The 21,287-nt window shown below is 49.0% G+C and carries 18 protein-coding genes and 2 tRNA genes; 14 read left to right on the forward strand and 6 right to left on the reverse strand.

What is annotated here, in order from left to right; translation table 11 throughout:
* Positions 1–21 precede the first annotated feature (21 nt).
* Complete coding sequence (purN, locus tag ACN0R8_RS12240; protein ID WP_417597806.1) at positions 22–681, reverse strand: phosphoribosylglycinamide formyltransferase; 660 nt, start codon at positions 679–681, stop codon at positions 22–24.
* A complete protein-coding gene (gene purM / locus ACN0R8_RS12245) occupies positions 681–1,736 on the reverse strand; it encodes a phosphoribosylformylglycinamidine cyclo-ligase (RefSeq protein ID WP_417597807.1) in 1,056 nt (351 codons plus the stop codon). Before purM ends, purN begins: the two co-directional genes overlap by 1 nt.
* 251 nt (positions 1,737–1,987) lie before the next feature.
* Between purM and ACN0R8_RS12250 the strand changes: the two genes are divergently transcribed.
* Positions 1,988–3,040: a DUF2066 domain-containing protein gene (locus tag ACN0R8_RS12250; RefSeq protein WP_417597809.1), complete on the forward strand. Its 1,053-nt coding sequence runs from the start codon at positions 1,988–1,990 to the stop codon at positions 3,038–3,040.
* 112 nt (positions 3,041–3,152) lie between these two features.
* Positions 3,153–4,256: an AI-2E family transporter gene (locus ACN0R8_RS12255; RefSeq protein WP_417597811.1), complete on the forward strand. Its 1,104-nt coding sequence runs from the start codon at positions 3,153–3,155 to the stop codon at positions 4,254–4,256.
* A gap of 93 nt (positions 4,257–4,349) precedes the next feature.
* On the opposite strand, the gene ACN0R8_RS12260 is transcribed toward ACN0R8_RS12255, so the two are convergent.
* Complete coding sequence (locus ACN0R8_RS12260; protein ID WP_417597813.1) at positions 4,350–5,117, reverse strand: 3',5'-cyclic-nucleotide phosphodiesterase; 768 nt, start codon at positions 5,115–5,117, stop codon at positions 4,350–4,352.
* Positions 5,118–5,148: 31 nt separating this feature from the next.
* On the reverse strand, positions 5,149–6,798 hold the full coding sequence (locus ACN0R8_RS12265; RefSeq protein ID WP_417597815.1) for an HD domain-containing phosphohydrolase: 1,650 nt from the start codon (positions 6,796–6,798) through the stop codon (positions 5,149–5,151).
* 368 nt (positions 6,799–7,166) lie between these two features.
* On the opposite strand from ACN0R8_RS12265, the gene thrS reads away from it, so the two are divergent.
* From thrS to ACN0R8_RS12310, 9 genes are all read left to right on the forward strand, one after another.
* Positions 7,167–9,062: a threonine--tRNA ligase gene (gene thrS / locus ACN0R8_RS12270; protein WP_417597817.1), complete on the forward strand. Its 1,896-nt coding sequence runs from the start codon at positions 7,167–7,169 to the stop codon at positions 9,060–9,062.
* Positions 9,063–9,085: 23 nt separating this feature from the next.
* A complete protein-coding gene (gene infC, locus ACN0R8_RS12275) occupies positions 9,086–9,625 on the forward strand; it encodes a translation initiation factor IF-3 (protein WP_417598086.1) in 540 nt (179 codons plus the stop codon).
* A gap of 107 nt (positions 9,626–9,732) precedes the next feature.
* A complete protein-coding gene (gene rpmI / locus ACN0R8_RS12280; protein ID WP_077242513.1) occupies positions 9,733–9,927 on the forward strand; it encodes a 50S ribosomal protein L35 in 195 nt (64 codons plus the stop codon).
* A gap of 29 nt (positions 9,928–9,956) precedes the next feature.
* Positions 9,957–10,313, forward strand: coding sequence for a 50S ribosomal protein L20 (gene rplT / locus ACN0R8_RS12285; protein WP_077242512.1), 357 nt, complete (start codon positions 9,957–9,959; stop codon positions 10,311–10,313).
* Positions 10,314–10,435: 122 nt separating this feature from the next.
* The gene (pheS, locus tag ACN0R8_RS12290; RefSeq protein WP_077242511.1) at positions 10,436–11,419 is read left to right on the forward strand and encodes a phenylalanine--tRNA ligase subunit alpha; all 984 of its coding nucleotides are present in this window, start codon (positions 10,436–10,438) and stop codon (positions 11,417–11,419) included.
* Positions 11,420–11,525: 106 nt separating this feature from the next.
* Entirely contained in the window at positions 11,526–13,901 is a 2,376-nt protein-coding gene (pheT, locus tag ACN0R8_RS12295) for a phenylalanine--tRNA ligase subunit beta (RefSeq protein WP_417597820.1), read from the forward strand.
* 5 nt (positions 13,902–13,906) lie between these two features.
* On the forward strand, positions 13,907–14,218 hold the full coding sequence (gene ihfA / locus ACN0R8_RS12300; protein WP_077242509.1) for an integration host factor subunit alpha: 312 nt from the start codon (positions 13,907–13,909) through the stop codon (positions 14,216–14,218).
* A gap of 155 nt (positions 14,219–14,373) precedes the next feature.
* A tRNA-Pro gene (locus tag ACN0R8_RS12305) sits at positions 14,374–14,450 on the forward strand.
* 125 nt (positions 14,451–14,575) lie between these two features.
* Entirely contained in the window at positions 14,576–15,112 is a 537-nt protein-coding gene (locus ACN0R8_RS12310; protein WP_417597822.1) for a hypothetical protein, read from the forward strand.
* 18 nt (positions 15,113–15,130) lie between these two features.
* Here ACN0R8_RS12310 and ACN0R8_RS12315 read toward each other — a convergent pair whose 3' ends face one another.
* Together ACN0R8_RS12315 and ACN0R8_RS12320 are read right to left on the reverse strand one after the other, a co-directional pair.
* Positions 15,131–16,459 carry a Y-family DNA polymerase gene (locus ACN0R8_RS12315; RefSeq protein WP_417597824.1) on the reverse strand — a complete coding sequence of 443 codons (1,329 nt, stop codon included), beginning with the start codon at positions 16,457–16,459 and terminating at the stop codon, positions 15,131–15,133.
* Positions 16,460–16,469: 10 nt separating this feature from the next.
* A complete protein-coding gene (locus tag ACN0R8_RS12320) occupies positions 16,470–16,901 on the reverse strand; it encodes a LexA family protein (RefSeq protein ID WP_417597826.1) in 432 nt (143 codons plus the stop codon).
* 209 nt (positions 16,902–17,110) lie between these two features.
* On the opposite strand from ACN0R8_RS12320, the gene ACN0R8_RS12325 reads away from it, so the two are divergent.
* From ACN0R8_RS12325 to fadA, 3 genes are all read left to right on the forward strand, one after another.
* Positions 17,111–17,186: transfer RNA gene (locus ACN0R8_RS12325), tRNA-Asn, on the forward strand.
* Between the two features lie 422 nt (positions 17,187–17,608).
* A complete protein-coding gene (fadB, locus tag ACN0R8_RS12330; RefSeq protein ID WP_417597828.1) occupies positions 17,609–19,756 on the forward strand; it encodes a fatty acid oxidation complex subunit alpha FadB in 2,148 nt (715 codons plus the stop codon).
* A 100-nt stretch (positions 19,757–19,856) separates the two neighbouring features.
* A complete protein-coding gene (gene fadA, locus ACN0R8_RS12335) occupies positions 19,857–21,032 on the forward strand; it encodes an acetyl-CoA C-acyltransferase FadA (protein WP_417597830.1) in 1,176 nt (391 codons plus the stop codon).
* The last annotated feature ends 255 nt before the right edge of the window (positions 21,033–21,287 follow it).

Consider the following 21,287-nt stretch of genomic DNA (forward strand, 5'->3'; position numbering starts at 1 on the left):
GGTACTCAATTAAGGCAGGGCTTACTCTTCGGAGAGCTCTGCGTGCAGACGGGGAACCCTGCCTTCCAGGGATACACCGTCCATATGAGGGATGCCGTTTTCCAGTTGAACGCGACCTTCCATAAACCACTTAATTGCGATCGGGAAGATTTTATGTTCCTGGGTCAGCACCCGCGTAGCCAGTGCTTCCGGTGTGTCGCTCTCTTTAACCGGTACCGATGCCTGAATAAAGACGGGGCCTCCATCCAGCTCTTCTGTTACAAAGTGCACGCTGGCGCCATGCTCTTTATCACCGGCTTCAATGGCTCGCTTGTGTGTGTGTAGCCCCTGATATTTAGGCAGTAGAGACGGATGAATATTGATCATCTTGCCGCTATACCGACGGACAAAGTCAGGTGTCAGGATGCGCATGAAGCCTGCCAGAATTACCAGATCAGGTTCAAAATCGTCAATTTTACGAATCAGATTAAGATCGAAAATTTCACGACTCTTGAACTCGGTATGATCCAGCACTTCGGTATGAATACCCGCTGCCTGAGCACGCTCAAGCCCGAAAGCATCAGGACGATTGCTGATGACTGCACTGATATGGCCGGAGATATCTCCGGCATCAACGGCATCAATAATCGCCTGCATATTACTGCCACTACCTGAGATCAGAATAACGATTGAACCGGACATTACTTGTTCAGGCCCTGCAGTTCTACCTGTTCTTCGTCGGCAGACGCTTCAGCAATATGGCCTATCTGCCATGCTTGTTCACCTTCAGCGTTTAACAGCTCTATCGCTTGCTGAGCCTTGTCCTGATCAACCACGATGATCATACCTACACCGCAGTTCAGGGTGCGATACATTTCATATTCGTCAACATTGCCGCCGCGCTGTAACCAGTTGAAGACCTCAGGGCGTTGCCAGCTGTTCAGGTCAACAACTGCTTTTGCATTTTCAGGCAGTACGCGGGGCAGGTTTTCCTGCAGGCCGCCACCTGTGATGTGCGAAATCGCATGAACCGGTAGTTCACTGATGAGTTTCAGGACGGGCTTAACGTAGATACGGGTCGGAGCCATCAGGGCATCTGCCAGTGGCTGCCCATCAACTTCTTCGTTCAGATCTGCATTGGTGACTTCGATGATCTTACGGATCAGCGAGTAGCCATTGGAGTGCGGGCCGCTGGATGCCAGGCCGATCAGTGCCTGGCCTGTTTTTACATTCGAGCCGTCAATCACTTCGCTCTTTTCAGCAACACCGACGCAGAAACCAGCAAGATCGTAATCCTCGCCTTCATACATACCCGGCATTTCAGCCGTTTCACCGCCTACCAGAGCTGCGTTGGATTGCAGGCAGCCTTCGCCGATGCCGTGTACTACGTCTGCTGCGATATCAACATTCAATTTGCCGGTGGCGTAGTAGTCCAGGAAAAACAGAGGTTCCGCACCACACACAATCAGATCGTTTACACACATAGCCACCAGGTCGATACCGATGGTGTCGTGTTTTTTCAGATCCATCGCCAGGCGCAGTTTGGTACCTACGCCATCAGTGCCGGATACCAGAACCGGCTCGCGGTAACGGGTGGGCAGTTCGCACAGTGCGCCAAAGCCACCAAGGCCTCCCAGAACTTCCGGGCGGCGGGTTTTTTTGGCTGTGCCTTTAATGCGCTCAACCAGTGCGTTGCCGGCGTCGATATCAACGCCCGCGTCTTTGTAACTAATCGATTTTTGCGTGTCGGTGCTCATGAAGGATCCTGTGGAATCGCAATAGGATAATCAGCGCGGGATTGTACCCTACCTCATCGCAGGGGTCACTCGCTTTGGTGGCGAGTTGCCGCTTTTAGGCGATCATATTTCACCCCTTGTACAGACGGTTGTTTCTGTTGTTCATTTGCAGGATCGTATACAGGCGGATTCTTTTATTGCTGCGGGCTGTGCTGATTAAGCGCATCAGGTAGAATGTGCTCAATCGGTAATGCCAAGTTAATGAGGTTGACATGTTTAAGGGTTTGATTCGCAGCTTGGTGGCTGTGTCGTTGGGAGTTTTTGTATCGCTTCCGGCAATGGCTGTCCAGGTCGAAGAGCTGTTTAAAAGTGAACGCCTTGTGCCTGATCAGTCTGCTGAACAGCGATCTGCTGCTGTAAAGGACGGGCTGGAAGAGGTGTTGATTCGGGTGTCTGGTCATAGAGAGACGCTGGAGCATAACTCTGTGCAGGCTTTGTTACAGCAGGCTGAAAGCTATCTTGCACAGTTTTCTTATAAGGTAAACGCTCAGTCAGAACAGAAGCCTTATCGCTTGAATATGCAGTTTGATGGCCCGTCTCTGATTAAAGCTCTGAGTAATGCGCAGCTATCTGTGTGGGGCGGTAATCGTCCCAGTGTGCTCACATGGCTGGCGATTCAGGGCCCTAATGGCCGCTTTATTGTTAATAGTGAAAATAACCCTCTATTGGCAGAGGTATTTGAGGCTGAGGCTAAGCGAAGAGGTGTTCCTCTTGTCTTGCCGTTGTTGGATCTGGAGGATGAGCGCCTGGTCAGTGTGAGTGATATTTGGGGGCAGTTCAGTGATCGTATCAGTGCTGCTTCAGTTCGTTATTCACCCGATGCGGTTTATAGCGGTCGTTTTTATCGCTCATCTTCCGGCTGGAATGCTCATTGGCAGTTGCAGGTTGGCAGTCAGCGTCAGGTTATTAGGTTGCAGGCCGACCAGGTAAGAGAGCTGTTTGCTAAATCTGCAGACGCGCTGGCTGAAGTTCTGGCTGAGAAATATGCGGTTATTGTCAGTGGTGCCAACTCTGGCGATTATGCGTTTAAGGTTGTCGGGCTTAAGTCTGTCGCTGATTATGCAAAATTGAATCACTATCTGAATAGCTTGCAGGTGGTGGGAAGGGTAGAAGTCGCTCGTGTTGATGAAACAAGTGTCGCTTACCGGGTAGCCCTGAAGGGTGCTGTCAGTCAGTTTTTGTCTGTTCTGGCATTAGACTCTTATCTGGAGCCTGATCATTCGGGATTTGAGGGAGTGGAGCAGAGTTTCTTCTGGCGACCTTGATAGTCCTGCATCTGTTGAAATATGGGGCAGGTCTGCTTCGGGCTGTGACATGATAAGGCTGATGTAATACATCGGCCTTTTTTCTATTTTGAATTATCTTAAGGGGAATGTGATGGGAAGTGTACAGCAGCGCATCATTGTTATTGCTTTGATTGCAGCGTTTGTTCTTTTATATCTGCTCCAGCCTATTCTGATGCCGTTTTTGACAGGTATGTTGCTGGCCTATATGGGTGACCCCTTCGCTGACTGGTTGGAAGAGCGGGGGTTGACCCGTCGCATTTCAGTTGTCGTAGTGTTTTTATCGCTTTCGCTTATGTTTGTGTTGTTTTTGCTGTTTCTGATTCCGCTACTGGGTAAACAGCTGTCACTGATTCAGGAGTTTATTCCTGTTGCGACAAATTGGCTGAAATCAACAGCCTTGCCCCTATTGGAACAATATACCGGTGTTGAGGCGAATGCTTTTGAGCTGGATGCTATTCAAAAAGCGATTACCGGGCATTTAAGTCAGGCGGGGTCGCTGGCTGGGGCTATTATTAAAGAAGTAGGGCAGTCAGGTATGGCGCTGATTGGTGCTGTGATTAATATCGGTTTGATACCTGTGGTAACTTTTTATCTTCTGCTGGACTGGGATCACCTGAAGCTTAAAGTGCTCAGCCTTTTCCCTCGCCGTTATCAGGCTAAAACAGAGGCTTTGGCACTGGAGTGTGATGAGGTTCTGGGCTCCTTTATCAAAGGGCAGCTTCTGGTGATGTTGTGTCTGAGTATTATCTATGCGACAGGCTTGTGGCTAGTGGGGCTTAAATTGGCGCTTCTGGTTGGTCTTATTGCCGGGCTTGCCAGTATTGTTCCCTACCTTGGGGCTATTATTGGTATAGGAGCAGGCTTGTTAGCAGGCTGGTTTCAGTTTGGTGACTGGTTGCCACTGGTATGGATTGCGCTTGTTTTCGGTGTTGGTCAACTGCTGGAGAGTTTTGCGCTGACACCTCTGTTAGTGGGCGATAAAATTGGTTTACATCCTGTGACTGTGATTTTTGCCATTATGGCAGGTGGTCAATTAGCCGGTTTTGTTGGTGTTCTGATCGCCTTGCCTGTGGCTGCAGTTGTAATGGTGCTGTTGCGCCATTTGCACGATTATTATAAAGACAATGATGAGCCTAATACGGCGTGTCTTTCAGAGTGTGCGGAGAGTGATGAATCGATGGGTATCGATCAATAAGCTCTTGCTTGCAGGAGAAGAGAAGGGCAAAAAACGGTTTCAGCAGGGTCTGAAACCGTTTTTATGTACTTTTTCTATCGGTATGTGGTCTGGTCAGAGCTCAATGCTGTCGCCGCTTTTAATACAAGTGACGTTATACTCTTTCAGGTGTTTATGAAGACCTTCCGCAATCTCGGTCTCAAGACCGGGTTTCAGGTGTGAAATCAATAAATGAGGTGTGTGCTTAAGCTTCTTCAAGTCATCGGCTAGCTTGGCTGGGGTGTAGTGCAGGGCCAGCTTGCTAAGATCTTCCATGCTATCCGGGTAGCCGGACTCAATCATGAGCGCATCAAGAGATGATAGCTTATTCAGGGCTTGCCAAAGGCTGTCATTGGTTGCTGTGTCTCCGCTGAACGCAAAGTTTTTACCCTCTTTGCTCTGTACGCAAAAACCAACGCCCGGAACAACGTGTTCAACGGGAATGGATGTGATTTTCCGTTCGCCAACCTGGATGCTGGTGTGCGGAAGCATTTCATTGAATTGCATCACCGGTTTTTCTTTGCTGGGGAGTTCTGAAAAGTCAGGCCAGATGGTCCAGTTAAAAATATGGTTCTTGAGTGCTTTTATTGTTTCAGGTAAACCGTAGACTTGGATAGGGGTCTTGATCTGGCTGAAAATGCTATCCACCAGAAACGGTAGAAACGCAATGTGGTCCAGATGAGAGTGTGAGATAAAGATGTGACGGATTTTGGACATTTGTTGAAGTTCCAGATCACCAACACCGCTACCCGCATCTAAAAGGATATCGTCATCAATCAGAATTGATGTTGTTCGGTTGCCGGGGCCTATGCCACCGCTGCAGCCTAAAATTGAAATCCACATCTCGTACTTATCCTTAGCTTGCTAATTATTGTCAGAGTGATGTGCTAGCCGTTATTCCAGGTAGTTTGGTCGCATCGATCTCATCTATCTGGTCGGCTTTCAGAAATTTCTCTGCATATTTCAGATAGACTTCTGACTCTACAAATAACCGGAAAATATCCGGATCAAGGTGGTTGTCCTCTACCATGCGGCCCATGATATTTAGTGTCTGGGACAGTGGCATCGCTTTTTTGTATGGTCGGTCGGAAGATGTTAGGGCTTCAAAAACATCAGCAACCGCCATGATTCTTGCCGGAATAGACATCTCGTTGCGGGTCAGTCCCTTGGGGTAGCCTTTGCCATCCATACGCTCATGATGTCCGCCGGCATACTCCGGAACATTTTTCAGGTGCTTCGGAAATGGCAGCTGTTCCAGCATTCGAATGGTCAGGGACATATGGTTGTTTATGGTTTCCCGCTCTTCTGCCGTTATGGTTCCCCTGCGGATGGTCAGGTTGTAGCGCTCATTGTCCGTGATCAGTTGTTGTGGGTTTCCTTCCATGTCTGTCCAGCTAATCTGGGACAAGTTATCAATATATCTGATCTGGTCATCGGTCATGAATTCACCGCCTTTGTTACATTTTTTAACATAACTCAGGTCTTCCGCAAGAGATTTGGCTAGCGTCTCATAATTGTTGATGATGGAAGTGTGATCGGTGTCTCCTTTTTCCAATGCGGTGATGCGTTGTTTCAGCATGGCAATTTCATGGTCGCGTCGCAGAATCTCAAATTTTGCTGCTACAAGCTCTATACGATCATGAATTGTTTCCAGTTTTGTTGCCTTCTCAACAACGTGCACTGGTGTGGTGATTTTTCCGCAATCGTGCAGCCATGACGCAACTTTGAGTTCGTAGCGGTCGGAAGCATCCATGGTAAAGTTGCTGAAATATGTATCACCACTTCTATGAGCGGCCTCGGCAATCATCATGGTAGCTTCAGGAACCCGGCGGCAATGGTTGCCGGTGTGTGGAGATTTTTCATCAATTGCGGTTGCAATCAGTTTGATAAAGGCATCGAAAAGGTTCTGCATTTCATCGATCAGGCCCTTATTGGTCAGCGCCACGGCGGCCTGAGAAGCGAGGGATTCTGCCAGTTTCTGATCCTGTAGCGAGAAAGGGATAACGTCACCGCTTTTTTCATCAACCTTATTGAGCAGCTGAAGGACTGCCATGATGTCGTTTTCATGGTTGGTCATCGGGATGGTTAGGAAAGACTTTGATCGATAGCCGGTGCTTTCATCGAATTTCCGGGTGCCGCTGAAATCAAAATGCGTCACCGTATAGGCATCTTCTATATTAATGATCTCTTTATGTAAGGCGGCATAAGCTGCGATCATCTGTTCATTGGCAGTGCCATCGTCAAGATAAAGAGGAAGTGGTCGGAAGTTATCACTGATAGGCGCACCCGTCTTCCCGCCAAGCTTTATTCCCAGCGAGTCTGTCCGGACGATGCAGAACTCCAGTGCTTTAAGCTGACTGTTATACAGGTACAGCGTTCCGCCATCAGCACTCGTCAGCATCTTTGCATTGATAAGGATGCGTTCGAGCAAGCTATCCATATCTTTTTCGGCCGAGAGCGCAATACCTATCTCATTCAGTGTATCCAGGATTGAGAGATTGGTTTCGTGACTCTTTGTTTGCATGTTCTTCGCCTTATCAGAAGGGTTTTGCCATCGATAGAGCCCTCTTGCTGTAAAGCCCATGGTATCAGTTTTTTATATAAGCGGATGTGCGTAGTTCGCATAATACCTGTTTTTTAGCTGGTGTTTTGGCACCGTTTGCGAAACTGCATTTAAGCCTTCAAGTGGCTTTAGTTTAGGCTAATGTTTTGCCGGACGCGATAGCATCAGGCGTATCCGGGTGTTATTATTACGTGCTCTGCACATTGAAATTACATACTTTGATTGTTGTGCGTGTCTATATAAGGCTGATGTATAGATCTGTCTTGTATTTCCAGTCCATTAAAGCAGGCCTTTCGTAGGGGTCGGCTTCGTTTAATGTAGGATTTTTTATGCCCGTTATTACTCTTCCTGATGGCAGCCAACGCTCCTTTAATCAGGCGGTTACTGTCTATGATGTTGCCGCCGATATTGGGGCTGGCCTGGCTAAGGCTGCTCTTGCCGGTAAAGTTAATGGTGAACCGGTTGATACCTCCTTTCTGATCGAAAATGACAGCGATCTGGCTATCATCACCGCCCGTGATGAAGAAGGCTTGGATACGATTCGTCATTCCTGTGCCCACCTTATGGCGATGGCTGTTCAGGATCTGTTTCCGAGTGCGCAGGTGACCATCGGCCCTGTGATCGAAAATGGTTTCTACTACGACTTTGCTTTTGAACGCCCATTTACACCAGAAGATCTTGAGAAGATCGAAGCTCGGATGAAAGAGCTGGCGAAGAAAGATTTCAAGGTTGAACGCTCTGTGCTTTCCCGCGATGAAGCGATTCGCCTGTTTGAAGAGAAGGGCGAGAAGTACAAAGTTGAAATCATCAGGGATATCCCGGGTGATCAGCCGTTGTCTTTCTATCAGCAAGATGGTTTTGTCGACCTGTGTCGTGGCCCGCACGTACCATCCACCGGCCATATTAAAGCCTTTAAACTGATGAAGGTGGCTGGTGCCTATTGGCGGGGTGACTCTGATAATGAGATGTTGCAGCGCATCTACGGTACTGCCTGGGCCGATAAAAAAGCCCTGAAATCTTACCTGACTCGTCTGGAAGAAGCTGAGAAGCGTGACCACCGTAAGCTGGGCAAGCAGTTAAATCTGTTTCATATGCAGGAAGAAGCTCCGGGTATGGTGTTCTGGCATCCGGAAGGCTGGTCTCTGTATCAGACCATCGAAGATTACATGCGCCGTAAGCTGGACCTGAATGACTATAAAGAGGTGAAAACGCCTCAGGTAGTCGAGCGTACTCTGTGGGAGAAATCCGGCCACTGGGATAAGTTCCACGAGCAGATGTTCACAACTCATTCTGAACACCGTGATTACGCAGTTAAACCGATGAACTGTCCATGTCATATCCAGGTGTTTAATCAGGGTCTGAAATCTTACCGTGAACTGCCGCTGCGTATGGCTGAGTTTGGTTCCTGTCACCGTAATGAATACTCAGGTTCTCTGCATGGCCTGATGCGTGTCCGCGGTTTTACTCAGGATGATGGCCATATCTTCTGTACTGAAGATCAGATTCAGTCGGAAGTGTCTGAGTTTATTGATCTGTTGCATGAAGTGTATGCAGATTTTGGCTTTAAAGATATTGAGTACAAGCTGTCCACCCGTCCTGAGCAGCGTGTTGGCTCTGATGAAGTGTGGGATAAAGCTGAGACTGCGCTGTCTGATGCCTTGAATGCTAAGGGGCTTGACTGGGAGTTGTTGCCGGGTGAAGGTGCCTTCTACGGCCCGAAAATTGAATTCTCTCTGCGTGACTGTCTGGATCGTGTCTGGCAATGTGGTACTATTCAGGTTGACTTCTCGATGCCTGGGCGTCTGGGTGCTGAATATGTGGATCATGAAGGTGAGCGTAAAACACCGGTCATGTTGCACCGGGCAGCGCTGGGTTCTTTCGAGCGTTTTATCGGTATTCTGATTGAGCATTATGCTGGTGCATTGCCAACTTGGTTGTCACCAAAACAGCTGGTCGTTATGAATATTACGGATAAACAAGCTGAATATTGCCAGAAAATTGAAAAAACTCTGAGAAATAAAGGCTTCCGTGCATCTTCGGACTTGAGAAACGAGAAGATCGGCTTTAAAATCCGTGAGCACACAATTCATAAAGTGCCTTATCTTGCCGTTATCGGCGATAAAGAAGTAGAGTCAGAGACAGTAGCTCTGCGTACCCGTTCTGGCGAAGATCTGGGTAGCATGAGTTTAGAGCAAGTAGAAGCCCTGCTGGGCTCTGGCTGCTAAAAAGAATTATTGGAGATTTAGCTATTAAGCGGAATAACCCAAGAGGTCGCAACGTTGAAGTTGCGCCAATTAATGAAAACATTCGTGCTAAGGAACTGCGCTTAATTGATGCTGATGGCGAACAGGTGGGTGTTGTAACACTTGCTGAAGCGTTGGCAAAAGCAGCAGAGGCCGGTCTGGACTTGGTTCAAATCGCTAAATCTGAGCCGATCGTATGTAAAATTATGGACTACGGTCGTTATCAGTATGAGCTGAAAAAGCAAAAAGCAGCTCAGAAGAAAAACCAGACTCAGACTAAAGTCAAGGAAGTTAAGTTCCGTCCTGGAACGGAAGATGGGGATTATCAGGTAAAACTGCGCAACCTGATACGTTTCCTGGAAGATGGTGACAGAGCGAAGATCACACTGCGTTTCCGCGGTCGTGAGATGGCTCACCAAGAACTGGGTATGAAATTGATGAAACGCATCGAAGAAGACCTGGGGGATATGATTGTCGTTGAGTCTCGTCCGAGACTGGAAGGCCGTCAGATGGTGATGCTGCTGTCGCCGAAGAAGAAAAAGTAATCCTGGTTCGATATTTAAACCGCTTCGCTTGATAGCTTTGCTATCAGGCTTGGCGGCTTAGTGTTGTTTATCAGATAAAAAAACTTGAATGCGGAGTATTGTTTACAATGCCTAAAATCAAATCAAACAGCGGCGCTGCAAAGCGTTTTCGCAAGACTGGTAACGGAATCAAGCACAAGCAGTCTTTCCGTAGCCACATCCTGACCAAAAAATCGACTAAGCGTAAGCGTCAGCTTCGCCCAATGAAGCAGCTGCATGCTGCGGATCAGGCGTTAGTAAAACGCATGCTGCCAAATCTGTAATTTTTGAATTCTAAAGTCAGGAGAGTGTTATGCCTCGCGTAAAACGTGGTGTAGTGGCGCGTCGTCGTCATAAGAAAGTTCTTAAGCAAGCTAAAGGTTACTACGGTGCTCGTAGCCGTGTATTCCGCGTAGCTAAGCAAGCGGTTATCAAAGCGGGTCAGTATGCTTACCGTGACCGTCGTCAGCGTAAACGTCAGTTCCGCGCTCTGTGGATCGCACGTATCAATGCTGGTGCGCGTATCAACGGTTTGTCTTACAGCCGTTTCATCGCTGGCCTGAAAAAAGCCAATGTTGAGATCGACCGTAAAGTGCTGGCTGATCTGGCTGTTCACGAGAAAGCGGTATTCGCTGCCATCGTTGAGAAAGCGAAAGCAGCGCTAGCTTAAGATCGTTTCCCGAATGTGCTAAGGCGCAGGAGGGTTAATGATGATGACTGTGCTTATGCATAAGTCTTAAATAGGGGAAGGCGCTAACGTCTTCCCCTATTTTTATTTGGAGCCCACAGACGATGGAAAATCTTGCAACCCTAGTAGATCAGGCCCGTTCTGCCATCGCTGAAGCGAGTGATGCACAGGCACTGGATCAGATCCGAGTTCAATATTTAGGTAAAAAAGGTGAAGTGACCCAGCTGCTGAAAGGTCTGGGTAAGCTTTCACCGGAAGAGCGCCCTAAAGCCGGTGATGAGATCAACAAAGCAAAAGATGCTTTGCTGCAGGACCTGAACGCCCGTAAAGCAGATATTGAAACAGCACAGCTGCAAGCTAAATTGGCGGCAGAAACCCTGGATGTTACCTTGCCCGGTCGTGGTCAGTCAGTTGGTGGTCTGCACCCTGTGACTAAAACCATCCAGCGTATTGAAGACTTCTTTGGTTCTATCGGTTTCAGTGTGGCCGAAGGCCCTGAGATTGAAGACGATTATCATAACTTTGAAGCTCTGAACATTCCGGCGCATCACCCTGCGCGTGCGATGCACGATACCTTCTATTTTAATGCGAACACTGTTCTGCGTACTCACACCTCTCCGGTTCAGGTGCGCACTATGGAAACGGATAAGCCACCGATTCGTATTATCTGTCCTGGCCGCGTTTATCGTTGTGATTCGGATCAGACGCACTCCCCGATGTTCCATCAGGTTGAGGGCCTTCTGGTCGATAAAGATATTAGTTTTGCTGATCTGAAAGGTATTCTGGAGCAGTTCCTGAAAGCCTTCTTTGAAGATGATGTGAAAGTGCGTTTCCGTCCTTCTTATTTCCCATTCACTGAGCCATCCATCGAAGTGGATATCGACCGGGGCGACGGTAAATGGCTGGAGGTTCTGGGTTGCGGTATGGTGCACCCGAAAGTGTTTGAGTACTCAGGTATTGATCCGGAAGAGTACACAGGTTTTGCCTTCGGTATGGGTGTTGAGCGTCTGGCCATGCTGCGTTATGGCGTAAATGATCTGCGTCTGTTCTTTGATAACGACCTGCGTTTCCTGAGTCAGCTGCGTTAATACGCCGCTGCCCTAACAGGGCGGGCTTTAAAAAGAACGGTTCGCTGTCTGACAGCTGATCTCAGCTGTGGCAGTAGTTGCAAGAAACAAGATTCAGGAAAGAACAATGAAATTCAGTGAACAGTGGCTCCGTGAATGGGTGAACCCTTCCATCACAACGGATGAGCTGGAAAGTCTGCTTTCCCTGTCCGGTCTGGAAGTTGATGGCGTTGAAAAAGCCGCCAAAGATTTCTCTGGTGTTGTTGTTGGCGAGATTATCAGCGCCGAACAACACCCTAATGCTGACAAACTTCAAGTTTGTTCAGTATCTGATGGCACCGAAACCTTTCAGGTTGTGTGTGGTGCGGCGAATGCCCGCGCTGGCCTGAAAACAGGTTTTGCTAAAGTGGGCGCGGTTCTGCCGGGCGACTTTAAAATCAAAAAAGCCAAGCTACGCCAGGTTGAATCCTTTGGCATGCTGTGTGCGGAAGATGAGCTGGGTATTTCCGATGACCATGGTGGCATCATGGAACTGGCGGCAGATGCCCCTGTGGGTGCTGATCTGCGCGAATACCTGAACCTGGATGACACCATCATCGAAGTGGATCTGACGCCCAATCGCAGTGACTGTCTGAGCCTTGCAGGTCTGGCCCGTGAAGTGGGTGTGCTGACTCAGACTCCGGTTAATGTTCCGGAAGTTGCTGCTGTACCTGCAACCGCTTCAGAAACCTTCCCGGTTGAGTTAATCAACAGCGATGCCTGTCCGCGCTATCTGGGACGTGTAATCAAGGGCATTAACCCGACGGCTACGACGCCACTGTGGATGGTCGAGAAACTGCGCCGCAGCGGTGTGCGTGCTATTGATCCTGTGGTTGATGTTACCAACTTCGTGCTGATGGAGTTGGGCCAGCCGATGCATGCTTTTGATCTGGCGAAACTGTCCGGTGGCATCAAAGTTCGTCTGGCTGAGCAGGATGAAGCCCTGCAGCTGCTGGATGGCTCAGAGGTTAAGCTTAACGCAGACACATTAGTCATTGCCGACCATGATAAAGCCGTTGCAATGGCCGGTATCATGGGTGGAGAGCAGACTAAAGTCACCGATAGCACTTCAGATATTTTCCTAGAGTGCGCATTCTTCGAGCCTATTTCTATTGCTGGTCGTGCCCGCTCTTATGGTCTGCATACTGACTCCTCTCATCGTTATGAGCGTGGTGTCGATTTTACCTTGCAGGCTCGTGCGATGGAGCGTGCAACTCAGCTGCTGCTTGAGATCGTTGGTGGTGAAGCAGGTCCTGTGGTTGAAGCGGTTGAAGAGAGTAAGCTGCCGGTTCGTAACGATGTGGTATTGCGAGCTGGTCGTCTGAATCAGATGCTGGCTATGGATATGCCTGCTGAGAAAGTTGAAGATATTCTGACCCGTCTGGGGCTTCAGCTGACCAAAGAAGGTAACGATTGGCGTGCAGCTGTACCGAGCTATCGCTTCGACATCAGCATCGAAGCTGACCTGATCGAAGAAGTGGCTCGGGTATATGGCTATGACAATCTGCCGGTTAAGAGCCCGACCATGGCGTTGGGTATTGAAGCTCAGCCAGAAGCAATTAAACCGATCCGTATGATTCGTCAGTCGCTTGCGGCCCGAGGTTATCAGGAGGCGATCGCCTTCAGTTTTATTGAGCCTGGCTTGTCCAAACTCTTTGATCCGGAAAACACACCGATTGCGCTGGCAAACCCGATCTCTGCCGATCTGTCCGTGATGCGTACCACGCTGATTGCTGGTCTTGCGAAAGCGGTGCAGTACAACCAGAATCGTCAACAGGGACGTATCCGTCTGTTTGAGAGCGGTCAGTGCTTCATCCAGCGGGGTGAAGAGATGGTTCAGGATCCCATGGTAGCCGTTATCGCTACCGGTGGTCGTGAGCCTGAAGGCTGGACCGGTGATGCCAAACCGATGGACTTTTTTGACCTGAAAGGTGATCTGGAAGCGCTGCTGGATGATAGTGGTATCTTGGCTGAAGTCAGCTTTGAGCCTGCTCAGCATCCTGCGTTGCACCCGGGGCAAACTGCTCAGATTCTGCGTAATGGTGAAGCAATCGGCTTTATCGGTGCTCTGCACCCGTCCGTGCAGAAAGAGCTGGGTCTGAAAGGCAGTGTTTACGTGTTTGAAATCAAACAGGCGGCACTGCAGTCCGGTAATGTGGCTAAGTTTGACTCGCTGTCTAAATACCCTGAGGTGCGTCGTGATCTGGCGTTCATCCTTGATGAAAATACGCCTGTTGCACATCTGATGGCTGCCATGCGTGAGAAGGCTGGCGAATGGCTGAAAGAGTTGCGTTTATTCGATGTTTATCAGGGCAAAGGTGTTGAAGAACAACGAAAAAGTGTTGCTTTGGGCTTGACGTGGCAGCATGCTTCGCGCACTCTAAATGACGAGGAAATTAATAGCCTTGTTGATCAGATTGTATCCGCAGCACAGGAGCAGTTTGGTGCAAGCCTGAGGAGCTGATAGAGATGTCTGCGTTAACTAAAGCGGAAATGGCAGAAAAGCTATATCTTGAACTGGGTCTTACCAAGCGTGAAGCGAAGGACATGGTTGAACTGTTCTTTGAAGAAATTCGTGAATGCCTGAAAGATAATGAGCAGGTTAAGCTTTCTGGCTTTGGTAACTTTGACCTTAGAGATAAGCGTGAACGTCCGGGTCGAAATCCTAAGACGGGGGAAGAGATTCCTATCTCAGCCCGTCGTGTTGTAACGTTTCGTCCAGGACAGAAACTGAAATCCCGTGTCGAAAGCTTTGATGATCCTGAATATCAGAGCCAGTAGCTGCTGTTAACGCCAGATAACCAGCCCCACGACCCAAATCAATTTTATTGATTTGGGTTTTTTGTGTTTGTCGGTTTTAAAAAGCTAACTACTTGATTGTATAGTAAAATTTATTTGGCAAAACGTTGCCTCCTTTGTATAATAGTCCTCAGGTTCGGGACGTAGCGCAGCCTGGTAGCGCACTACAATGGGGTTGTAGGGGTCGGAGGTTCGAATCCTCTCGTCCCGACCAATTAATTCTTAAAGAACGGTGTCTCAATTGAGACACCGTTTTTTTATGCCTGCAGGTTTTACTGTCTTCTGTTGCGCTATAAAATCAAAAGTATCCTTCTTAGTTGTCAACCTGCATGAGTCCCCATGACATCAGATCCCCGTCATACCGAAACCGGTTCTCCGGTCAGCCATTCAGATCTCGAAAAGCGCTTGCTGGAGCGGGATGCGGCACGTCTTTTTATGCGTCGCTATGAGCAGGACTTTAATGAGCCTATGCGTCATATCTGGCATAACGAGCCTGCGAAGCCGGATATCTCCTGCTATTTCCAAGATAAGCCGCTGGACCTAGAGATTGCCCACCTTTACGCCACATCAGAAGAGGCTAAACATGTGCGGGACAGGGATAATGCCGATCTTCTCTGGCATTACCTGGCTGAGCTGGCTTCGGTTGATCCCTGTGATCGTTTAGAAAAAGCGTTACTAAGCCTTCTGCACAGTAAAGCACAAAAGCACTATGATTCTGATCGGGTTTGGCTGGTCATTCGCAATGTGAGTCCACTCTGGACGCGCTCAGAGTTGCTGAATGTGGCGATGAGTTTTGATGAAACAGATTACCCTTTTGAGCAGATCTGGTTGTTGCCTGACTTTGATGGTGAGTTACCCTTGATTCAAATTGCTTAACTCAGCCGTTTGGTCTTTTCAGCAGGCTTTTGCTTTAGGGATTTCACTCCAACAGGTGGTATAGCGAGGTGATCGGTGAGCCATCTTCATCTGCCAGCGTGCATCTTCGACCGGTAAACCGAAGGCCACAGTATGACGCCCCATCTTATGATTTAACTGATCCAGTGTTTGCATCAGCTTTTGTGTTTTCTCACCTCCCTCCTTAAGGGCGGACTGCTCACTTTCCAGCAGACCCAGCTGCATCGGTCGCCATGGAATCAGATCTAATAGCATAATGCCCGCTTTATGGTAGCGAACGCCTGGCTGATAGATTGCTTCCAGCTGCTTTTGGGCGGTGTGCAGAATCTGTTGAGTATCATCGGTGGCTTGGGGTAGTGCGATGGCCGAGGCGTCGTAGGCACGCCCCTTAAAACGTTCTGAGCGGGAGCGTGCTGTTACCAGTACCGCCTGAGTCAGGCTATTCTGCCCGCGCAATTTTTCGCAGGCGTTTTGGCAATGAAACCGAATAGCTGCTTTCAGGTCATTCAGACTATTAGTGGATGTGCTGAATGAGCGTGAGCACATAATACTTTGTTTGGGTTCTGGTGCCTCATCGAGGTGGATACAGGGCGTACCCTGAAGCTCCATCTGGGTTCTGGCTACCAGAACGCTGAAGTTCTTCTTCAGTTGTTGAGGGTTCGCTTCACGAAGATCCATTGCGGTCTCTATACCTCTAAGGCGCAGCTTTTGTCCCAGACGTTTGCCGACTCCCCAGATCTCTTCCACGGGGATTTTTTTCAGCCATTGAAGCAGCTCGACATCATCAGCCTCCTGAAATATACAAACGCTATTTCTACCGGGCTGCTTTTTGGCCAGATGGTTAGCAATCTTCGCCAATGTTTTACTGGGGGCTGCACCTACGGAAACCGGAATGCCGGTATAGCGGGGAACGGTTGTGGCCAGTTGCCGACAAAAAGCGGTGCTCTGCTCATTCATACCGGTGAGGTCAACAAAAGCCTCGTCGATGGAGTAGCGCTCAACGCTGGGGCTTAGCTCAGTCAGTACCTGCATCACACGGGCTGACATATCCCCGTATAGCGCATAGTTTGATGAGCGAAGGGTGATGCCCAGACGTTTAACGTGGGGGTAAACCTGAAAGGCGGGTGCACCCATTTCGATATTCAGAGCTTTCAGCTCATTGGAGCGGGCGATAATACAGCCATCATTATTCGACAGAACTCCAATTGGTTTGCCATAAAGTGCGGGCTCGAAAACCCGTTCGCAGCTTGCGTAAAAATTATTACAATCCACTAGTGCGATCAGAGGTTTTGTTGTACTGGCTGTTTGCTCTGTTTTTTCAATTGCCATAATGAAGTCGTCAGATGCAGTTGTGAATGATGTGGCAAACCACGCCCCATATAAAGCAGTCGTTAGATTCATCTAGTGGGATCGGGCGGTATTTTGGGTTTTCCGGCTGCAGCCAGTAGCAACTTTGATGCAGTGTCAGGCGTTTTACCGTTAGCTCCCCATTGACGGCCGCAATCACTATTTTTCCTGGTGCGGGTTGAATGGCGCGATCAACAATCAGTAGATCGCCATCCTGCATTCCGGCATTGATCATGGAATCCCCCTCAACTTTCATCAGAAAAGTGGCTGAAGGGTGGCGGATCAGTTTGTCATTCAGATCGAGATGGCGTTCAACGTAATCATCGGCAGGTGACGGAAAGCCTGCAGACACGTAACTGTTGGCCAGAGGGATCTGGCGGCTTGAGTCTGCAATGCCCACTGGTTGAATCGAATGCAGAGACATAGTCGACCTCGGTTTTGATGATGGTGATAGGAAAACGCTTTGTATTGTCTAAATATACAGTATTGTTTGTATGTACAGCAATATGTAAAAGATGACCAGAAATCTCCGAATGACAGTGATGCTAAAAGAAAATTGAAATTTAATTTAAATAAATGCTTGTAATTCATGAGGATAGGGATATAATTCCTCCCATCTCTTGAACAGAGAGATCCCTGATAGCTCAGTTGGTAGAGCAGTAGACTGTTAATCTATTGGTCGCAGGTTCGAGTCCTGCTCGGGGAGCCAAATTTGAAAAACCCGCTTTCTACGGAAAGCGGGTTTTTTTATGCTTGTCGTTTCTGTTTCCCGTTCCTCCCTCTTCTTTCCACTTTTTGTTAGTCATGTCTCACGCCTTTTTATTGGTTTTAAACGCAAACGGGGATAATTTTGTGCTCCGTGTCCTGCATTGATGACTCCAAGGTCGCGCTAAAAGTGTTTTTTTAGCCTATAAAGGGTTTGACAGTTTTCCATTTTTGACGCATTGTAATTCTATATTCAAACGGTTGTATGAAATATTTGTATGAAACATGATTTGAAAAAAAACTCTGTTTCAGTAATCCGAACCTCATACAGCAGAACAACTGGCTTCAGCTGACGCGCAATCACAACAATAAGGATTAAGTCGTCAGCTGAGGAAAAGAACCAAGACCCAATGGGGAGAGCAGTGGATGATTTACGCAGGTAAAGCCATCACGGTAAAAGAGATTGAAGGCGGTATTGCTGAGCTGACCTTTGATCTGCAGGGTGAGTCCGTCAACAAATTCAACAAGGTGACGATTCAGGAACTGGATGATGCGACTCAGGCTCTGGTTAAGGCTGAGGGTATTAAAGGTCTGGTGATTCGCAGTGCTAAAGACGTCTTTATCGTGGGTGCTGATATCACTGAATTCCACGATGCTTTCGGTCAGTCTGAAGAAGAGCTGGTTGAGATGAACATGGCGGTACATCAGATCTTTAACCGCGTTGAAGATCTGCCGTACCCAAGCGTTACTGCAATCAACGGCATTGCGCTGGGTGGTGGTTTTGAGATCTGTCTGACCACGGATTACCGTGTCGGCTCTACTGCTGCTCGCGTAGGTCTGCCGGAAGTTAAACTGGGTATCATCCCGGGTTGGGGTGGCACGGTTCGTCTGCCGCGTATTATCGGTAACGATAACGCCATCGAGTGGATTTGTGCGACTAAAGAGAAGAAAGCGGAAGCAGCCCTGAAAGAAGGCGCACTGGATGCGGTTGTTGCACCTGATAAGCTGGATGCGGCGGCGATTGACCTGATCAAAGAAGCGAATGCCGGGAAACTGAACTGGCAGGCTAAGCGTCAGGAGAAGCTGGAGCCGCTGAAGCTGAATATGATCGAATCCATGATGTCTTTCGAAACCGCGAAAGGCTTTGTTGCCGGTCAGGCTGGGCCTCACTACCCTGCACCGATCGAAGCGATCAAGAGCATGCAGAAAGGTGCTTCTGAAGGTCGTGAGAAAGCACAAAAAGCAGAAGCGAAAAGTTTTGCCCGCATGGCGCGCACGCCAGTAGCTAATAGCCTGGTGGGGCTGTTCCTGAATGACCAGCTGCTGAAGAAGAAATCAGCGGCTTACGAAAAAGACGCGCAACCTGTCGATAAGGCTGCGGTATTGGGTGCCGGTATTATGGGCGGTGGTATCGCTTATCAGTCTGCGTACAAGGGTACGCCGATTATGATGAAGGATATCAACGAGCCAGCGCTGCAGTTGGGTCTTGATGAAGCTAAAAAGCTGTTAGCTAAGCGTGTTGAGCGTAAGCGTATGACGCCAGCGCAGATGGCGGATGCCCTGAATGCGATTCGTCCAACGCTGAGCTATGGTGACTTCGGTGACGTAGATCTGGTGGTAGAAGCTGTTGTTGAGAATCCTAAAGTTAAAGGTGCAGTTCTGGCTGAGTTGGAAGGCCAAGTGTCTGAAGATACCATCCTGACTTCTAACACTTCTACGATCTCGATTACCTCTCTGGCAGAGAATCTGAAGCGTCCGGAAAATTTCTGCGGTATGCACTTCTTTAACCCGGTACATAAGATGCCGTTGGTTGAGGTGATTCGCGGTGAGAAAACCAGTGAGAAAGCGATCGCTGCGACCGTTGCTTACGCTAAGAAAATGGGTAAAACCCCTGTTGTGGTTAATGACTGCCCGGGCTTCCTGGTGAACCGTATTTTGTTCCCTTATTTCGGTGGCTTTATGAGCCTGATCGAACACGGTGCTGACTTCCAACGCGTTGATAAGGTGATGGAGACGTTTGGCTGGCCGATGGGACCTGCATACCTGCTGGATGTTGTGGGTATGGATACTGCTGAACATGCTAATAATGTAATGGCAGCTGGTTTCCCGGATCGTATGGCCCGTGAAGGAACAACCGCTCTGAACGTGATGTACAGTGCTGAGCGTCTGGGTCAGAAGAATAAGCTGGGTTTCTACGCTTACGAAGAAGATCGTAAAGGTCGTGCGAAGAAAGTGGTGGATGAGACCGCTTACGAACTGCTGAAACCTCTGGTTCAGGACAACCGTGAACTGACTGATGAAGCTATCATTGAGCGCATGATGATTCCTCTGTGCATTGAGACAGTTCGTTGTCTGGAAGATGGCATCGTAGAAACAGCGTCTGAAGCAGATATGGGCTTAATCTTCGGTATTGGTTTCCCTCCATTCCGTGGTGGTGCGCTGCGCTATATCGACAGCATCGGTCTTGAAGCCTTCTGTGCGATGGCTGACAAGTACGCTGAAGAGCTGGGTCCTCTGTACCAGCCGACTGAAAAGATGCGTGCGATGGCGGCTGAAGGTAAGACTTACTTTTAAGCTTTATCTGATCAGTGTAACTGAACCGCGATGTCCGGCTGGTATGCAGACGATTACACCTGCTTCAGCCGGAACCAGAACAAAAAATTAGGAGAAGATCATGAGCCTGAATCCTCGTGATGCAGTAATTGTAGATGGCGCCCGTAGTGCCATGGCGAAAGCGAAAAATGGTGCTTTCCGCAATGTTCGAGCTGAAGAATTATCCGCTGCTCTGATGACCGGTCTGCTGGACCGTAACACCGCACTGGACCCGGTTGAGATCGATGATATCGTCTGGGGTTGTGTTAACCAGACGCTGGAGCAAGGTTATGACGTAGCCCGTAACGCTTCCATCCTGACCCGTATTCCTAAAACTGTACCGGCACAAACGGTTAACCGTCTGTGTGGTTCTTCCATGTCAGCTCTGCATATTGCAGTGGCTAACATTCAGGCTGGCCTGGGTGATGTGTACATGGTCGGTGGCGTTGAGCATATGGGCCACGTCGACATGATGCACGGTGTTGATGTGAATCCGTCAGCGTCCAAACATGCCGCTAAAGCCGCCATGATGATGGGCTTGACCGCTGAAATGCTGGGCAAAATGCACGGTGTCAGCCGTGAAGATCAGGATGCGTTGGGTGTCCGCTCCCATCGCCTTGCGTACGAAGCCGCTCAGGCGGGTCGTTTCGACAAAGAGATCATCGGTGTTGAAGGTCACGATGCGGATGGTTTCCGTAAACTGATTACTTATGATGAAGTGATCCGCCCTGAAACCTCTATGGAAAGCTTGGGTGCGCTGCGTCCGGTGTTTGATCCGCGCAACGGTACCGTTACAGCAGGTCAGTCCTCTGCGCTGTCTGTGGGTGCTTCCGGCATGCTGGTAATGTCTGCTCAGCGTGCACAAGAGCTGGGTATGACGCCAATCGCCAAAATCCGCTCTATGGGTGTGGCAGGTTGTGATCCATCCATCATGGGTTATGGCCCTGTGCCTGCATCTCAGAAAGCACTGAAAGCAGCGGGCCTGACGATCGATGATATCGATTACGTTGAGCTGAATGAAGCCTTCGCAGCACAGGCGATTCCTGTACTGAAAGATCTGCAATTGCTGGATAAGGTTGACGAGAAAGTGAATCTGAACGGCGGTGCAATCGCATTGGGTCACCCTCTGGGTTGCTCCGGTACCCGTATCTCCACCACTCTGTTGAATGTTATGGAACAGAAAGGTGGAACCCTCGGCCTGGCAACCATGTGTATCGGCATGGGTCAGGGCGTGGCAACCGTATTCGAGAGACTGTGATCCAGTCGCTCGAATTGCCCGGCGTACAACTGAGCCTGTACGCCTGCCTATATAGCAATTTTTGCTAATATTTTAGTTAAAAGCTAGTGGCACCTGCACATTTTGAACTTCTGCGTTGCGTCCAAGACTGAGCCAATGAGCGCAACATTTTACTTAGAAGTACCGGCCCCTACCTCGGGGCCGGTTTTTTTATGTCTGCAGAAAAGGCTGATTGCTCTGTCTGATGGATGTTGTGTCCTGCGAGCGGGTATAATC

Source organism: Oceanospirillum sp. (assembly GCF_048265165.1).
GTDB lineage: Bacteria > Pseudomonadota > Gammaproteobacteria > Pseudomonadales > Halomonadaceae > Oceanospirillum.

Bases quoted from the DNA above. Each gene is read 5' to 3' on its own strand.
- pheS (WP_077242511.1), top strand. From the start codon at position 10,436: ATGGAAAATCTTGCAACCCTAGTAGATCAGGCCCGTTCTGCCATCGCT.
- pheT (WP_417597820.1), top strand. From the start codon at position 11,526: ATGAAATTCAGTGAACAGTGGCTCCGTGAATGGGTGAACCCTTCCATC.
- rpmI (WP_077242513.1), top strand. From the start codon at position 9,733: ATGCCTAAAATCAAATCAAACAGCGGCGCTGCAAAGCGTTTTCGCAAG.
- ACN0R8_RS12315 (WP_417597824.1), bottom strand. From the start codon at position 16,459: ATGGCAATTGAAAAAACAGAGCAAACAGCCAGTACAACAAAACCTCTG.
- ACN0R8_RS12250 (WP_417597809.1), top strand. From the start codon at position 1,988: ATGTTTAAGGGTTTGATTCGCAGCTTGGTGGCTGTGTCGTTGGGAGTT.
- ACN0R8_RS12320 (WP_417597826.1), bottom strand. From the start codon at position 16,901: ATGTCTCTGCATTCGATTCAACCAGTGGGCATTGCAGACTCAAGCCGC.
- ACN0R8_RS12255 (WP_417597811.1), top strand. From the start codon at position 3,153: ATGGGAAGTGTACAGCAGCGCATCATTGTTATTGCTTTGATTGCAGCG.
- purN (WP_417597806.1), bottom strand. From the start codon at position 681: ATGTCCGGTTCAATCGTTATTCTGATCTCAGGTAGTGGCAGTAATATG.
- ACN0R8_RS12310 (WP_417597822.1), top strand. From the start codon at position 14,576: ATGACATCAGATCCCCGTCATACCGAAACCGGTTCTCCGGTCAGCCAT.
- ACN0R8_RS12260 (WP_417597813.1), bottom strand. From the start codon at position 5,117: ATGTGGATTTCAATTTTAGGCTGCAGCGGTGGCATAGGCCCCGGCAAC.
- rplT (WP_077242512.1), top strand. From the start codon at position 9,957: ATGCCTCGCGTAAAACGTGGTGTAGTGGCGCGTCGTCGTCATAAGAAA.
- fadB (WP_417597828.1), top strand. From the start codon at position 17,609: ATGATTTACGCAGGTAAAGCCATCACGGTAAAAGAGATTGAAGGCGGT.
- fadA (WP_417597830.1), top strand. From the start codon at position 19,857: ATGAGCCTGAATCCTCGTGATGCAGTAATTGTAGATGGCGCCCGTAGT.
- thrS (WP_417597817.1), top strand. From the start codon at position 7,167: ATGCCCGTTATTACTCTTCCTGATGGCAGCCAACGCTCCTTTAATCAG.
- ACN0R8_RS12265 (WP_417597815.1), bottom strand. From the start codon at position 6,798: ATGCAAACAAAGAGTCACGAAACCAATCTCTCAATCCTGGATACACTG.
- purM (WP_417597807.1), bottom strand. From the start codon at position 1,736: ATGAGCACCGACACGCAAAAATCGATTAGTTACAAAGACGCGGGCGTT.
- ihfA (WP_077242509.1), top strand. From the start codon at position 13,907: ATGTCTGCGTTAACTAAAGCGGAAATGGCAGAAAAGCTATATCTTGAA.